General features: G+C 74.9%; 12 protein-coding genes. 7 read left to right on the forward strand and 5 right to left on the reverse strand.

The window, feature by feature from the left end:
- Positions 1-45: 45 nt before the first annotated feature.
- The 3 genes from ACFVIM_RS26040 to ACFVIM_RS26050 form a co-directional block, all read right to left on the reverse strand.
- Positions 46-723 (reverse strand): bifunctional DNA primase/polymerase, encoded by a 678-nt coding sequence (locus ACFVIM_RS26040; RefSeq protein WP_384305846.1) that lies wholly within the window; start codon positions 721-723, stop codon positions 46-48.
- 254 nt (positions 724-977) lie between these two features.
- Positions 978-1,319, reverse strand: coding sequence for a hypothetical protein (locus tag ACFVIM_RS26045; RefSeq protein WP_384305848.1), 342 nt, complete (start codon positions 1,317-1,319; stop codon positions 978-980).
- 194 nt (positions 1,320-1,513) lie between these two features.
- The gene (locus ACFVIM_RS26050) at positions 1,514-2,113 is read right to left on the reverse strand and encodes a histidine phosphatase family protein (RefSeq protein WP_384305851.1); all 600 of its coding nucleotides are present in this window, start codon (positions 2,111-2,113) and stop codon (positions 1,514-1,516) included.
- 411 nt (positions 2,114-2,524) lie between these two features.
- On the opposite strand from ACFVIM_RS26050, the gene ACFVIM_RS26055 reads away from it, so the two are divergent.
- The 3 genes from ACFVIM_RS26055 to ACFVIM_RS26065 all read left to right on the forward strand — a co-directional run bounded on the left by ACFVIM_RS26055 (position 2,525) and on the right by ACFVIM_RS26065 (position 6,754).
- The gene (locus ACFVIM_RS26055; protein ID WP_384305854.1) at positions 2,525-3,655 is read left to right on the forward strand and encodes a hypothetical protein; all 1,131 of its coding nucleotides are present in this window, start codon (positions 2,525-2,527) and stop codon (positions 3,653-3,655) included.
- A gap of 184 nt (positions 3,656-3,839) precedes the next feature.
- Complete coding sequence (locus ACFVIM_RS26060) at positions 3,840-5,426, forward strand: hypothetical protein (RefSeq protein ID WP_384305857.1); 1,587 nt, start codon at positions 3,840-3,842, stop codon at positions 5,424-5,426.
- On the forward strand, positions 5,423-6,754 hold the full coding sequence (locus ACFVIM_RS26065) for an AAA domain-containing protein (RefSeq protein WP_384305858.1): 1,332 nt from the start codon (positions 5,423-5,425) through the stop codon (positions 6,752-6,754). Before ACFVIM_RS26060 ends, ACFVIM_RS26065 begins: the two co-directional genes overlap by 4 nt.
- A gap of 190 nt (positions 6,755-6,944) precedes the next feature.
- Here ACFVIM_RS26065 and ACFVIM_RS26070 read toward each other — a convergent pair whose 3' ends face one another.
- Positions 6,945-8,375, reverse strand: coding sequence for a tetratricopeptide repeat protein (locus ACFVIM_RS26070; protein ID WP_384305861.1), 1,431 nt, complete (start codon positions 8,373-8,375; stop codon positions 6,945-6,947).
- 484 nt (positions 8,376-8,859) lie between these two features.
- Here ACFVIM_RS26070 and ACFVIM_RS26075 point away from each other — a divergent pair, with 484 nt between their 5' ends.
- Positions 8,860-9,210: a hypothetical protein gene (locus ACFVIM_RS26075; RefSeq protein WP_384305874.1), complete on the forward strand. Its 351-nt coding sequence runs from the start codon at positions 8,860-8,862 to the stop codon at positions 9,208-9,210.
- Positions 9,211-9,287: 77 nt separating this feature from the next.
- Positions 9,288-10,160: a spermidine synthase gene (locus ACFVIM_RS26080; RefSeq protein ID WP_384305864.1), complete on the forward strand. Its 873-nt coding sequence runs from the start codon at positions 9,288-9,290 to the stop codon at positions 10,158-10,160.
- A gap of 50 nt (positions 10,161-10,210) precedes the next feature.
- On the opposite strand, the gene ACFVIM_RS26085 is transcribed toward ACFVIM_RS26080, so the two are convergent.
- Entirely contained in the window at positions 10,211-10,720 is a 510-nt protein-coding gene (locus tag ACFVIM_RS26085) for a hypothetical protein (protein ID WP_384305867.1), read from the reverse strand.
- 196 nt (positions 10,721-10,916) lie between these two features.
- On the opposite strand from ACFVIM_RS26085, the gene ACFVIM_RS26090 reads away from it, so the two are divergent.
- Together ACFVIM_RS26090 and ACFVIM_RS26095 are read left to right on the forward strand one after the other, a co-directional pair.
- The gene (locus tag ACFVIM_RS26090; protein WP_384305869.1) at positions 10,917-11,642 is read left to right on the forward strand and encodes a response regulator transcription factor; all 726 of its coding nucleotides are present in this window, start codon (positions 10,917-10,919) and stop codon (positions 11,640-11,642) included.
- Positions 11,639-13,042 carry an ATP-binding protein gene (locus ACFVIM_RS26095; protein WP_384305872.1) on the forward strand — a complete coding sequence of 468 codons (1,404 nt, stop codon included), beginning with the start codon at positions 11,639-11,641 and terminating at the stop codon, positions 13,040-13,042. Before ACFVIM_RS26090 ends, ACFVIM_RS26095 begins: the two co-directional genes overlap by 4 nt.
- Positions 13,043-13,131: the final 89 nt, after the last annotated feature.

Below are 13,131 nucleotides of genomic sequence, written 5' to 3' on the forward strand. Positions count from 1 at the left end.
ACCCCGGACCCGCTGATTAAGAGTCAGCTGCTCTAACCAACTGAGCTAGCGGCGCCTGCTGACGTCGTAGACAGTAGCACCCTGGTCGGCGGGAGGAAAAATCGATACGCGAGGGGCTGGGGTGGCGCCTGTGTCACCGGCCGTACGGGCGGCGCGCACATAGGCCCACAGCAGGACGTCCGGCCCCGGCAGCCAGGGGTGGCGGGTGCCGGGTGCCAGCAGCCAGCGGGGCTCGGGCCCGGCGCCCCCGGCCCCGCCCGCGGGCTCCCGGCGGGCCAGGGGCGGGACCGTGACCGCGTCCCCGAGGCCGTGGCAGAGCGGCGGCGGCAGCGCGTCGCCCCACTCCTCCCAGCCGAGCAGCGAGGGCAGCCGGGAGGCCGTCCCGGGCGCCGCGAAGACCAGCGTCCGGCCCCGGTGCGCGGCGACGGGCCCCGAACCCGGCCCCTCGCCCCAGAGCCGCTCCAGCACCTGGCGGCCGAGCACCGCCGGCAGGCTGACCACGTCGAAGACCGTGCCGCAGGGGAGCGCGAGGGGGGTGTCGGGGCTGCTCTCCCAGTGCGCGAGCAGCGAGCGAGGATACGTTCCTGCCGAGGCGAGCCACTGGGCGCCGGGGCCGGTGATATGGCCGCTGTGCGGGCAGTCCGCCTCCCATGGCAGCCCCGTCAGCCGTCCCAGCGGATCCACGCGGGCGTCACGGTCGCACTCTCGTAGCCAGGCACACATGGGGAACTGTCTACTCGTGGTGACAGGGCGACTCCCGAGAGTTGGCGGAAACGCTGACACGGGAGCGCCGTGGGCTGTATCTTCCGCCCCCGGCATATGCCGAGGGCGTGCCGGTCGCCGGACCGGTCCCGGACCGGTCCCGGAGCGGCCTCGCGGGGCGGTGCCTCGGTGGCGGTACGCCGACGGGGCCGCGCGCCCCTGGCCGCCGTCATGGACTCGGGGTGACCCCCGGGTGGCTGCGGGCGCCCGTCCGGCTACTGAGGGGTACCGTCCCGCAGCAGGCCCCGCCCGAACTCGATCATCTTCTTCGCGTAGTCCTCGGTCCACCCCGCCCGCAGCGCGATGTCCGCCGGGGTGAGCCGGTCGAACCGGCGCGGATCGGCCAGCTGCGCGGCCGCCAGCGCCTGGAACTCCACCGCCCGGTCCGTGGCGGCGCGGAAGGCCAGGGTCAGCTCGGTCGAGCGGGAGAGCAGCTCGCGCGGGTCCTCGATCGACTCCAGGTCGAAGAAGTGCTCCGGGTCGGCGACCGACTCGACGGGCTCGAAGAGGAGCGGCGCGGGCCGCGTCTTCCGAGCGGGCTGCTGGGCTTCCGCCATGTGCTGTTTCCTCCTCGCACGGACACTCCGGTCGCTCCGGACCGCCTTCCATTGTCCAGGGCCGGGCAAGGGCGCGTCCGTACGGAAGTCCGCCGACGGACGCGGGCGGTACGGAAGGTCCACCAACGGCCGCCGACGGTAGGGAGGGCCGCGGGCGGGCCTCCCTACCGTCGGGACGGGCCGGATCCGCGCGGTCAGCCCTCCAGGTGCGCCGTGTCGTTCCAGCGGTCCACGGCGGGGGCGCCGTACGCCCAGCCCAGGACGGAGACGGACGCCGGGTCCAGCCGTACCCGGGCCGCGAAGGACGGCTCCAGGGAGAGCCAGCGGGCCACCAGGACGCGCAGGATGTGCCCGTGGGCGAAGACCAGCACGTCACGGTCGGCGGAGCGGGCCCACTCGATGACCTCGTCGGCGCGGGCGGCGACCCCGGCGAGGGCCTCGCCGTCCCGGACGCCGTCCCGCCAGATGAACCAGTCGGCGCCCGCCCGGTCCTTGATCTCCGCCGGGGTCAGTCCCTCGTACGCCCCGTAGTCCCACTCCATCAGCGCGTCCCAGGGCTCCGCGCGGTCCCCGAACCCCGCCAGCTCACAGGTCTCGGCCGCGCGCGCCAGGGGGCTGGTGCGCACCTCCACGTCCGGCAGGCCGTCCCACGGGGCCCGCCGCAGCCGCTCACCGAGCAGCTTTGCGCCCCGCCGCCCCTCCTCGAGGAGGGGGATATCGGTCCTGCCGGTATGCCGGCCGGACAGCGACCACTCGGTCTGGCCGTGGCGGACGAGCAGGATGCGCGGTGCCATGTCGCGGTACTCCCCTGATTGCGCCCGTGCGGTGCGGGCGGTGCTCTTCCATTTTCTCGCACATGGCCGACGGGGCCTTCTGGGAAAACCCCCTGGTCTTTCACGCCACATGCGTCCCCAAAACCCTATCCCTCCCCGCCCACCCCCCACTCACCCCCTCGGCGCGCCCCCGCCCGCACTGCCTGTGGGCACGCGGGTCCACCCGCTTGTGGGCACGGGTTCATCACCTGCGGAACGCCTGCCCACAACGGGCGGAACGTCTGCCCACACGGGTGGGGAGCTCGCCTGCCCGCACGGGGGCGGATGCCCGGGCCCCACGCGGCGGATCCGCACGCGACTGGGACGGCGCTCCCGGGCGAGAGGGGGCGCGGCGCGCACGCGAAGGGGCGGGTCGGGGGAAGGGGCAGCCGGATGTCGGTGGTGGATGCCACACTGCGACGGGTGAGCGCTTCCCCGCCGATCCCGGCCCCCCTCCGCCACCGCCTCGCGGAACTCCGCGGCCCCACTACCCGCCCCCGCCCCCTCGACGCCCGCGCCCTCGCCGCGCTCGCCGCCAACCCCGGGTGCCGCCGCCGCGCGCTGCTGGACGGCGCCGGGGTGGACAAGGCGGCGCTGGCGGCGGCGCTGGGTTCGCCGTCGGCCTCCGGCCAGTCGCAGTTCGCCTTCATGCGGGGTAACGCGTTCGAGGCGAGGGTCACGTCCGACGGGGGCGCGGAGCTGATGCGGCTGCTCGGGGTGGCGGACGCGACGGAGTTCACGGTTCCCGATCTGACGGCCGCCGGTCCCGAGGGCCGTGCCGCGCGCACGGCGCTGGCGCTGCGGGACGCCACGGCGGCCGGGCGGTGGGCGCTGCTGACCCATCCGCTGCTCGCCCTGGAGGTGGCGGGTTCCCCGGCCTATCTGGAGCCGGACGCGATCGTGGTGCGCCCGGACGGGAGTTGGACGGTCGTCGAGATCAAGTCGTTCCCGATGATCGACGCCTCCGCCGACGCGGCGAAGGTCGGCGCGGCCGCCCGGCAGGCCGCCGTCTATGTGCTCGCGCTGGAACGGGTCGCGGCCCTCACCGAGGGGTCCCGGGTCGCGCACCAGGTGCTGCTGGTCTGCCCCAAGGACTTCTCCAACCTCCCGACCGCTTCCCTGGTCGATGTCCGCAAGCAGCTCGCGGTCACCCGGCGCCAGCTCGCTCGGCTGACCCGGGTGGAGGAGATCGCCGCCACCCTCCCGGCGGGCGCCACGTTCGATCCGGGGCGCTCCCGCGAGGAGCTGACGGCCACGGTCGAGTCGGTCGGCGCCGCGTACGCGCCCGAGTGCCTGGCCGCCTGTGAACTGGCCTTCCACTGCCGTGGCCGGGCCCGTGACGAGGGCGCGGTGACGGCTGTCGGGCGTTCGCTGCGGGGCGAGTTGGGCGGTCTGACGACGGTGGACTCCGTGCTCGCCGCCGCCCGTGGCACCTGCGGTGACCCCGCCGACCCGGCCGTGGCCGCCCTGCGCCGCGCGGCCACGTTGCGCGCGGAGGCCCTGGAGGCCGCCGGATGCGTCTGACCGGGCTGTCCGCCCTCCCCCAGGCCTGCGCCTGGGAGGTGCCCCCACCCCAGGCCTGCGCCTGGGGGACTTCGGCCGGGGGTACTCCCATCGCCGTGCGCCATGGTGACGCGCACGATCGCGCCGTACCGGACGTACCCGCGACCTGTGGACGCGTCCACGCCACCGCCCCGGAGGTGCGGACATGTCGCTGATCTCCACGCTCGCGCGGCTGGAGGCCGTCGAGGCCGGTCGTGCCCGCCCGCTGGCGACCGTGCGCCACCGCCATCTCTCCGCGCGCCCCCTGGTGTTCGTACCGCTGACGACGGCGGGTGAGGCGGGCGCTCCGCTCGGCGCGCTCGTGGGCACCGACCCCGACCGGCCGCGGCTGCTCAGCGTGGCGCAGCCGCGCGACCGGGAGCTGCGGTTCGCGTTCCTCGCCGAACTCGCCGACCTCGTACTCCCGTATCTGGAGGAGTACGCGGACACCGTCGAGCTGGTGGAGCGCAAGGCCGCCGACCCGGAGACCGGGAAGCGGACCACGGTCGAGGCGGAGCTGTGCGCCGACGCGCCCCAGCTGATCGTGCCCGGACGGGCGGCGGTCGACTTCGTCCGGCTGCTGGGGCGGTCGATGCGGTTCCGGCGCACCGCCGAGGAGGACCCGGAGGCGGCCTATCCGGCGCCGCCCCGGGTGCCGCTGCTGGGGCGCTGGATGACGCACTACGCGGAGCGGGCCCGGGTCCCCGGCTCGTCGCTGCTGGTGGCGATGACGGATCTGCTCAACCGGCACTGGGCGACCGGCCAGTCCTCGCTGGAGGACCAGCACCTGGGCGCGCTGCTCGCCTGGATCGATCCACCCGCGGACCTCACGGGAGCACAGGCCGCGCTCCGGGCGGAGCAGGCGCGCGACGCGGAGGGGCAGTTGCTCTGCCCGCCGGCCGGGCCCGCCACCGACCCGGCGTTCGACAACAGGCTCCTCGCCCCGGCGATCGAGGGCTACGACCGGGTGCGGCTGGCACTGGGCGCGGCCGAGGACCCCACGGAGGCGGACGGCTGGCGCGCCGAACTCGCCCTCGCGGAGGCGGAGATCCGCCGGTTGCTGCGCACCCAGACGCTGCCCACCTGGGACGCGGTGTGGCGCGGTCTCGATCTGCTGCGGACGCTGCCGGAGGGCGCGCGGGTCCCCGACCGCTGGACCCGCGACCGGTGGTCGTTCACGGCCCACCGCGACCGGGTACGGGCCGGGGAGCCGCCCCAGCCGCGCCGTGACGACGCGGTGACGGCGGCGCGCAAGCTCGCCACCCGCGAGACCGCGCAGGCCGAACTCGCCGCCCATGAGGCGCTGGACGACCCGCTGGTGCTGGCGGGGTACCGGCTGAGCGGGGAGGCGTTCGTGGGCGAGGTGACCGAGACGGTGATGGCCTGGACCGAGTCCAAGCGGCCCGCGCCCCGCCCCCTGGTCACCATCCGCACCGACGACACGACCCAGCTCGCGGAGGGCGCCACGGTCTACCGCTCGCTGGAGGGCCGTCCGCAGTCGGCCGAACTGGTCCGCGAGGAGGCCGACGGCGTCCTGGTGCTGCGGCTGCTGGACCGCATGGGACGCGGCAGGGAGCCCGCCGAGGGGACCGTACCGGGCAAGGGCGACCGGATCGCCTGGACCCTCTTCGCCCACGACCAACGCGGCGGACCGCGCCTGCCCGAACCGGAGGACACCCCATGGACCCACGGCGGACCCCCGGCCACGGACGCGGAGGCCCCGGACCCGATCACCCCGGAGGACCTGCTGTGACCGCCTTCGACCCGGCGGCCGCCGCCGCCCGCGCCACGGACGCGATCCTCGCCGACACCCTGGGCGCGGCCCACCGGGGCGTGGTGGTCGACTCGCCGCCGGGCGCGGGCAAGTCCACGTTGGTCGTGCGCGCCGCCCGGGAGCTCGCGGCGGCGGGGCGGCGCCTGATGGTGATCGCGCAGACCAACGCCCAGGTCGACGATCTCGTCCTGCGCCTCGCCGAGAAGGACCCCGGCCTGCCGGTGGGGCGGCTCCACAGCAGCGACCCCGATCCCTACGACAAGGCGCTCGACGACCACCCCCAGATCCGCACCTCGGCGAAGATCACCGACCTGGCCGGTCTCGACGTGGTGATCTCCACGGCGGCCAAGTGGGGGCATGTCCAGGGTGTGGAACCCTGGCCGCACGCCATCGTGGACGAGGCGTACCAGATGCGCTCGGACGCGCTGCTCGCCGTCGCCGGTCTCTTCGAACGGGCGCTGTTCGTGGGCGACCCCGGCCAGCTCGACCCCTTCTCCATCGTCGGGGCCGACCAGTGGGCCGGCCTCACCCACGACCCCTCCACCAGCGCCGTCTCCACCCTGCTCGCCCACAATCCGGAACTGCCCCAGCACCGCCTGCCCGTCTCCTGGCGGCTCCCGGCGTCGGCGGCGCCGCTGGTGTCGGCCGCGTTCTATCCGTACACGCCGTTCCGCAGCGGTACGGGGCCGGGCGACCGGACGCTCTCGTTCGGCGTCCGCTCCGACGGGTCCGCCCACGACCGCGTCCTGGACGAGGCCGCCCGCTCCGGCTGGGGCCTGCTCGAACTGCCCGCCCGCCATACGCCCCGTACGGATCCGGAAGCCGTCGCCGCGGTCGCCCAGGTGGTGCGGCGGCTGCTGGACCGAGGCGGGGTCGCCGTCGGCGGCCCCGGAGCGGAACCCGCCCCGGTGACCGCCGACCGGATCGCCGTCGGCACCGCCCACCGCGACCAGGCCGCGGCCGTACGGGCCGCGCTGAGCGCGCTCGGAGCGACCGGCGTGACCGTCGACACCGCCAACCGCCTCCAGGGCCGCGAGTTCGACGTCACCGTGGTCCTGCACCCGCTGTCGGGACGCCCCGACGCGACCGCCTTCCACCTGGAGACCGGGCGGCTGTGCGTCCTGGCGTCACGGCACCGGCACGCGTGCGTGGTCGTGTGCCGGGCGGGGGTGGCCGAGCTGCTGGACGAGCATCCGTCGACGGAGCCGGTGCGGCTGGGGGTGACGGTGAAGTTCCCGGACGGCTGGGAGGCCAACCACGCCGTCCTCTCCCACCTCGCCGAACACCGCGTCCCCCTGACCCGGTAGCCCCGCGCCGGGCTGCTTCCCCAGGGTGCCCCACCCGCTTGTGGAGCGGGGCTGCGACCAACGCCTGGGCAGGCCGTTCCGCCCGGCGGCCCCGGTTCGTACGGGGCGGAACCTCCTCCGCGGAGTCCGGGCCCGCGCGCACCCCGCGAGGAGTGAGGCCGAACCGCCCGGGGCCAGGCAGGGCCGCGGGTCAGGCCGCGTGGCGGCGCAGGAAGGTGTGGACGGCCTCGTGGGGCCGGTGGCGGCGGAGGTGGCGTGCCGTCGTCGCGAGCATGGACTCGATCCGGGCCGACCGCACCCCGTCCAGCAGATCCAGCACCTGGTGCCCCGCCGCCCCCGCCGCGTCCGGTGCGTCCCCCCGCGCCAGGTCCAGCGCCAGCTCCGCCCGGCACAGCGCGAGGTTGCGGGTGAAGCGCGGATCCTGGAGCGCGGCCGCGCGGTGGGCGTGCTGGGCGGCGCGGGAGAAGTCGCCGAGCGCGGACCAGCACTGGGCGCGCAGCAGTTCCATCTCCGGTTCGCCGAAGAAGGACATCCACGCGGGCGCCCCGGCCGCGTCCCCCCGGTCGAAGTGCCCCCGGGCCCGGGTGAGCCCGCGTTCGCACGCGGCGCGGTCGCCCAGGCCCGCCCAGCCGCCCGCCTCGCGCAGCGCCAGCAGGGAGTGCAGCCAGGGCGAGCCGACCTCGCGGGCGGCCCGCTGACCGGCCTCGGCGGCGCGTACGGCCTCGCGGTAGCGGCCCGCGTCCCGGGCGAGGAAGGAGATGTTGGAGAAGGCGTGCGCCTCCAGGGCGGGGTCCGCGGCGGCCCGCGCGGTCGCCAGCGCCTCCGTGTAGTGGGAGCGGGCCTCGTCGTGACGGCCGGAGTCATGGGCGAGCCAGCCCACGGAGAGGGCCAGTTCCCCGGCACCGGAGTGGAGCCGGGCGGCGGTGGCCCGCCGGGAGATCCCGGCGTCCAGGAGGGCGTAGGCGGCCCGCAGGGGCTGTGCGGCGCGCTGGTAGAGCCCGTCGGCGCCGTGCCGGTCGTCCAGCAGCCGGATCCGGCGTACCGCGGCTTCGACGGCCGCCGCCTCGGTCGCGCCGACCCGGGGCCGGTGCGCGGCGGGGGGGCCTGCGCCGCGCGCCGGGCCGGTGTCGGCCTCCGCGGCTCCCGTCAGCAGGAAGGCCCCGATGCCGCCTCCCAGTCCGAAGGAGGCCGCCACGGTGGCGGATCCGCTGGTCATGAACGCGCGACGCAACACGTCGGTCTCCTCCCCGCCGTCGGCCGTGCCGTCGTCCCGGGTCCGGGGGGCGTCAGGGCCGTCGTCCCACTCGTCGGCGGCCGGTCCCGGTGGGGTGGCCCGGGACGGTGTCCGCCCTCTGCCTCGTACCCGTTCGCGGGCGGTGAACCCCAGATCCAGCAGCGACAGTCCCGGGAACATATGGAGGAATACCCGCTCATAGGCATAGTTGGGGCAGCGGATCGCCCCGGACTCCACCCGTCCGATGTAGCGCGCGTCGCAGGACACGTTCTCGCCGATCTCCCGGCCCGCCTTGCGCACGAGGGCGGCGAACTCCGCGGGTGAGCGGCGGCCGCGCAGCTTCCGGAACGATGGATTGGGCGTGGGTGCTCGGGACGGCGACGCCATGGCGGGGCCTCTCTCGCCGAGGGGGCGGGACGTTTCCCTAGAGTCTGGACACGGGGTCCCGGACCTCTCCGGGATCTGCCATGAACTGCCATCGTTCGGGCGGAGTGGCGCCGTTGCCCTTGACGCGCGCGGGCGTTGAACCCCCCGGAGGCGCGACGCGTGTCTTCAGGTGAGCGAGGAGGGGACCCCCGTGTTGGAGGCCGACATGGAGACCAGCACCACCACCAGCACCGTTTTCCGCATCACCCCCGACAGCGACTTCGGCACCACCTTCGGCGGCGACCTCAGCGCCTCCGGCGACGGTGCCCTCGACAGCGCCATCGACGACAGCCCCGTCGGCACTATCGGCAGCACCGCCGACAGCACCGACAACGAGTTCGACTTCGACGTCAGCGGTGCCTTCCCGGCCCGCGACGGCACCGCCGTCGTCGCCAGCGTCCCGACCAACGCCCAGCACCTCCCCAGCGCCGAGAGCGGCCCGTCACTGGCCCCCGTACCGGCCCCCGCCCGGACGTGCGATCTGGTCACCGTCCCCACCCGCCAGGGCCTGGAGGCCGTGGACATCCTGCGCCGCGCGGGTGAGCCCTCGGTCGGACCGGTCCTCCACAACGGGGCCGGGGACACCCTCGGCTTCCTGGTGCCGTCCGGTACGGCCAGTGACTGGGACATGCCGGGCAGTGCCTGTACGGGGCCATCCGGATCGCCGCAGCGCGGCGCGGGCGCGGGGTGGCTGCTGCCGCCCGGCGACGCGGAGGCGCTGACGGACCCGGGGGTGCTGCGTATGGCTCTGGGCGAGGCGGCCCGCCTGCTGGCCGTCGCCGACAACTGCGCCTGACCTCGTGCGGCCCATCCGCCCCGCCCTCCATCGGGGCCCTCCGTCGGAGCCCTCCATCCGGGCGGATAATGGCCGGTATGGCACGCAGCAAGAGACGAGGCGGTGACGCGGCGCCCCGCCCCACCACCATCACCGCCCCCATCACCGGCGGCGTCGCCGAACTCGTCCCCGACCCCGAGCGGCCCGCCGCCTGGACCCTGCTGATCGACGGCGCCCCGCAGTCCCATGTGGATCTGGACGATCCGACCCATCTCTCCTTCGCGTACCAGCGGCGCCTCGGCCATGTCATCGATCTCGCCGCCCCGCCCGGCCGCCCGCTTCAGGTGGCCCACCTCGGGGGCGGCGCCTTCACCCTCGCCCGCTATGTCGCCGAGACCCGTCCCCGCTCCACCCAGCAGATCATGGAGTGGGACGCGGCCCTGGTCCCGCTGATCCGCACCCATCTGCCGCTGGCCCCGCACGCCCGGGTCCGGGTCCGCTCCACCGATGCCCGGGAGGGGCTCGGACGGCTCGCCGACGGCTGGGCGGACCTGGTGATCGCGGATGTCTTCAGCGGCGCCCGTACCCCGGCGCATCTGACGAGTACGGAGTTCCTCGCCGAGGTCCGCCGGGTGCTGCGCCCGGGGGGTCAGTACGCGGCGAACATCGCCGACGGGCCCCCGCTGGCCCATCTGCGGGCCCAGGTCGCCACGGTGGCGGAGGTCTTCCCGGAGCGGGCGCTCGCGGCCGATCCCGCCGTGCTGCGCGGGCGGCGCTTCGGCAACGCGATCCTGCTGGCCTCGGCTGTGCCGCTGCCGGTCGCCGAGCTGACCCGCCGGGTGGCGAGCGATCCACATCCCGGCCGGGTCGAACAGGGCCGGGCCCTGCTGGACTTCACCGGTGGCGCGCTCCCGGTGCGTGACGCCTCGGCCCGTCCCTCACCCGCCCCGCCGCCCTCGGTCTTCCAGTAGCCCGCGCGAACGCCCGGCGCACCCGCGCACCCGCGCACACGGCACCGCGCTCACTTCGTACGGTCGTCGAACTCCACCCGGGGCTCGCCCCCGTTCCAGGTGCAGAAGACCGACACCTCGCGGCCGTCCTTGGTGAAGGTCACCCGGAGCCAGAAGGGCTCGGTCCACACCTTCATCTCCCAGCCGGGATTGGGTGTGGCGTTGACCAGTTGGGCCGATTTCTCGCCGAGGGAGAGCACCACCCGGCCACCGTCCACGGTGTGCGACTGGACGGCGCCGTCGCCTTCCGAGTGATCGGGCTTGGCGCCGCCCGACGGCTTGTCAGACGCGGGGTCGCGGGCGGGAGTTCCCTGGTCGGGTGAGGGGGTGAGGGACGGCTCGCGACCGGAGTCGCCCTGCCCCCGCTCCCGGTTGCTGGACTGCTTGACGGTGCCCGGCTTGGTGTCCCGGGACGGGGGGCGCTGGGTCGAGGAGACCAGGGGTTCGACGTCCTCGGAGGCGCTCTTGGCGTCGGTGTTGATCGGCAGGGCGCGCGGCGGATCGTAGGCGGTCCCCGACATGACGGAGTGAACGCCCCACCACGACAGCGTGACAGCCGCGCCAGTGGACAGCGTCCACGCGATGGCATGTACAAGTCCTCTACGCATCGGGGTCATACTGCACCACCCGCCCTCATCCTGTCCCCAACGGGACCAAGCTGTTCCGGATCTTCGGCCACATGACCGAGTGTCCCCCGTATGGCGTACGGTGCGGCCCATGGCAAGTGTGCTCGTGGTCGAGGACGACCAGTTCGTGCGCTCGGCCCTCATCCGGCATCTCACCGAGGCCACCCACACCGTCCGCAGTGTGGGCACGGCCCTGGAAGCGCTGCGAGAGGTGGCTCATTTCCCGTTCGACGTGGTCATCCTGGATCTCGGGCTGCCCGATCTGGACGGCGCCGAGGCGCTCAAGATGCTCCGCGGCATCACCGACGTACCCGTGATCATCGCGACCGCCCGGGACGACGAGATGGAGATCGTCCGGCTGCTCAACGCGGGTGCCGACGACTACCTCACCAAACCCTTCTCCGTGGAGCACCTCTCCGCGCGGATGGCGGCGGTGCTGCGGCGCTCGCGGGCGTCGGCCGGTGAGGCCCCGCCGTCGCGGGTGATCCAGGTCGGCGGGCTCTCCATCGACCCGCTGCGCCGCCAGGCCGAACTCGACGGCGCCCCCCTCGATCTGACCCGCCGCGAGTTCGATCTGCTGACCTTCCTCGCCGGGCGCCCGGGCGTGGTCGTCCCCCGCAAGGAACTCCTCGCCGAGGTCTGGCAGCAGAGTTACGGGGACGACCAGACCATCGACGTCCATCTGAGCTGGCTCCGGCGGAAGCTGGGCGAGACGGCCGCCCGTCCCCGCTATCTCCACACCCTGCGGGGGGTCGGGGTGAAACTCGAACCGCCGCCCGCCCCCCACCCGGAACACCCCAGAGGACGACAGCCATGAGATGGGCTCTGGTCAAGGTCGCCCTGGCGGTCACCGCGATGGTCGTGGTGGCCTTCGCCGTGCCGCTGGGGCTCGTGATCAAGGAGATGGCCCGGGACCGGGCCTTCACCCACGCCGAACGGCAGGCCGCCGCGCTCGGCCCCACCCTGTCCATCACCGTCGACCGGGAACAGCTCCAGCGCGCCGTCCAGTCGACGCAGGCGGGCGCGATGGGCCGGATGGCGGTCCACGTTCCCGCCTCCGGCGAGCCCGGCTCCGTACCCACCGAGATCGGCACCCGCCGGGCCGCCCGGGGCGATCTGGTCACCACCCAGCGGCTGGGCCGCGCCTCCACCACCGAGGTCCCCAGCGGCTGGGCGCTGCTCCAGCCGACCGCGATCAGCAGCGGCCAGATCGCGCTGGTCGAGGTCTTCATCCCCGACGACGAGGTCTCCAAGGGCGTCACCACCGCCTGGCTGGTCCTCACCGGGGTGGGCGTCGGCCTGATCGTCGGCTCCCTCGCCGTCGCCGACCGGCTGGGCGTACGGATGGTCCGCTCGGCCCGGAGGATCGCGGACGCGGCCCAGGAGCTGGGCGAGGGCCGACTGGGCGTCCGGGTCCCCGAGGAGGGCCCCGCCGAGCTCCGCTCGGCCGCCATCGCCTTCAACGCCATGGCCGACCAGGTGGTCCAGCTCCTGGCCAACGAGCGCGAACTCGCCGCCGATCTCTCGCACCGGCTGCGCACCCCGCTGACCGTGCTCCGGCTCAACGCGGCCTCCCTCGGCGAGGGCCCCGCCGCCGACCAGACCCGGGCCGCCGTGGAGCAGCTGGAGCGCGAGGTCGACACCATCATCCGGACCGCCCGCGAGGCCAAGCCGCAGACCACGGCGGCGGGCCCGGGCGCGGGCTGTGATGTCTCGGAGGTGGTCCGCGAGCGGATGGACTTCTGGTCGGCCCTGGCGGAGGACGAGGACCGCAAGGTCCGGGTCGCGGGCGTGGACCGCCCGGTGCGCATCCCGGTCGCCCGGCCCGAGCTGACCGCCGCCCTCGACGCCCTCCTCGGCAATGTCTTCCGCCACACCCCCGAGGGCACGGCCTTCTCCGTCGACGTCCACAACGGCGAGGACGCGGTGATCATCCTGGTCTCCGACGCAGGTCCCGGCATCGCCGACCCGGCCGCCGCGATGGCCCGGGGCAACAGCGGCGCCCGCGCCGGTTCCACCGGCCTCGGTCTGGACATCGTCCGCCGGGTCGCCGAGTCCACCGGCGGTGACGTCCGGCTCGGCAGCTCCGTCCTCGGCGGTACGGAGGTACGGATCTGGCTCGGCCTCGGCCCGCGCGGCACCCAGGGGGAGCGTGGGCGGGGCCACCGGGGCGCGGAGCGCCGCCGCCGTCGCGTGCCCGTCCGTACCGGCCGCTAGTGCTGTGACCGGAAAGGTTCACCGGCCCGCGACGCCCGGCACGGCACCTCTCCCCCTGGGCCTTCGGCCCGGGGGTACCCCCTGCGTTG

The organism is Streptomyces sp. NPDC057638 (assembly GCF_042800315.1).
Lineage (GTDB): Bacteria > Actinomycetota > Actinomycetes > Streptomycetales > Streptomycetaceae > Streptomyces.

Excerpts from the sequence above, each read along its gene's own strand:
- ACFVIM_RS26060 (WP_384305857.1), top strand. The coding sequence starts at position 3,840 with ATGTCGCTGATCTCCACGCTCGCGCGGCTGGAGGCCGTCGAGGCCGGT.
- ACFVIM_RS26090 (WP_384305869.1), top strand. The coding sequence starts at position 10,917 with ATGGCAAGTGTGCTCGTGGTCGAGGACGACCAGTTCGTGCGCTCGGCC.
- ACFVIM_RS26045 (WP_384305848.1), bottom strand. The coding sequence starts at position 1,319 with ATGGCGGAAGCCCAGCAGCCCGCTCGGAAGACGCGGCCCGCGCCGCTC.
- ACFVIM_RS26085 (WP_384305867.1), bottom strand. The coding sequence starts at position 10,720 with ATGTCGGGGACCGCCTACGATCCGCCGCGCGCCCTGCCGATCAACACC.
- ACFVIM_RS26055 (WP_384305854.1), top strand. The coding sequence starts at position 2,525 with ATGTCGGTGGTGGATGCCACACTGCGACGGGTGAGCGCTTCCCCGCCG.
- ACFVIM_RS26080 (WP_384305864.1), top strand. The coding sequence starts at position 9,288 with ATGGCACGCAGCAAGAGACGAGGCGGTGACGCGGCGCCCCGCCCCACC.
- ACFVIM_RS26095 (WP_384305872.1), top strand. The coding sequence starts at position 11,639 with ATGAGATGGGCTCTGGTCAAGGTCGCCCTGGCGGTCACCGCGATGGTC.
- ACFVIM_RS26040 (WP_384305846.1), bottom strand. The coding sequence starts at position 723 with ATGTGTGCCTGGCTACGAGAGTGCGACCGTGACGCCCGCGTGGATCCG.
- ACFVIM_RS26070 (WP_384305861.1), bottom strand. The coding sequence starts at position 8,375 with ATGGCGTCGCCGTCCCGAGCACCCACGCCCAATCCATCGTTCCGGAAG.
- ACFVIM_RS26050 (WP_384305851.1), bottom strand. The coding sequence starts at position 2,113 with ATGGCACCGCGCATCCTGCTCGTCCGCCACGGCCAGACCGAGTGGTCG.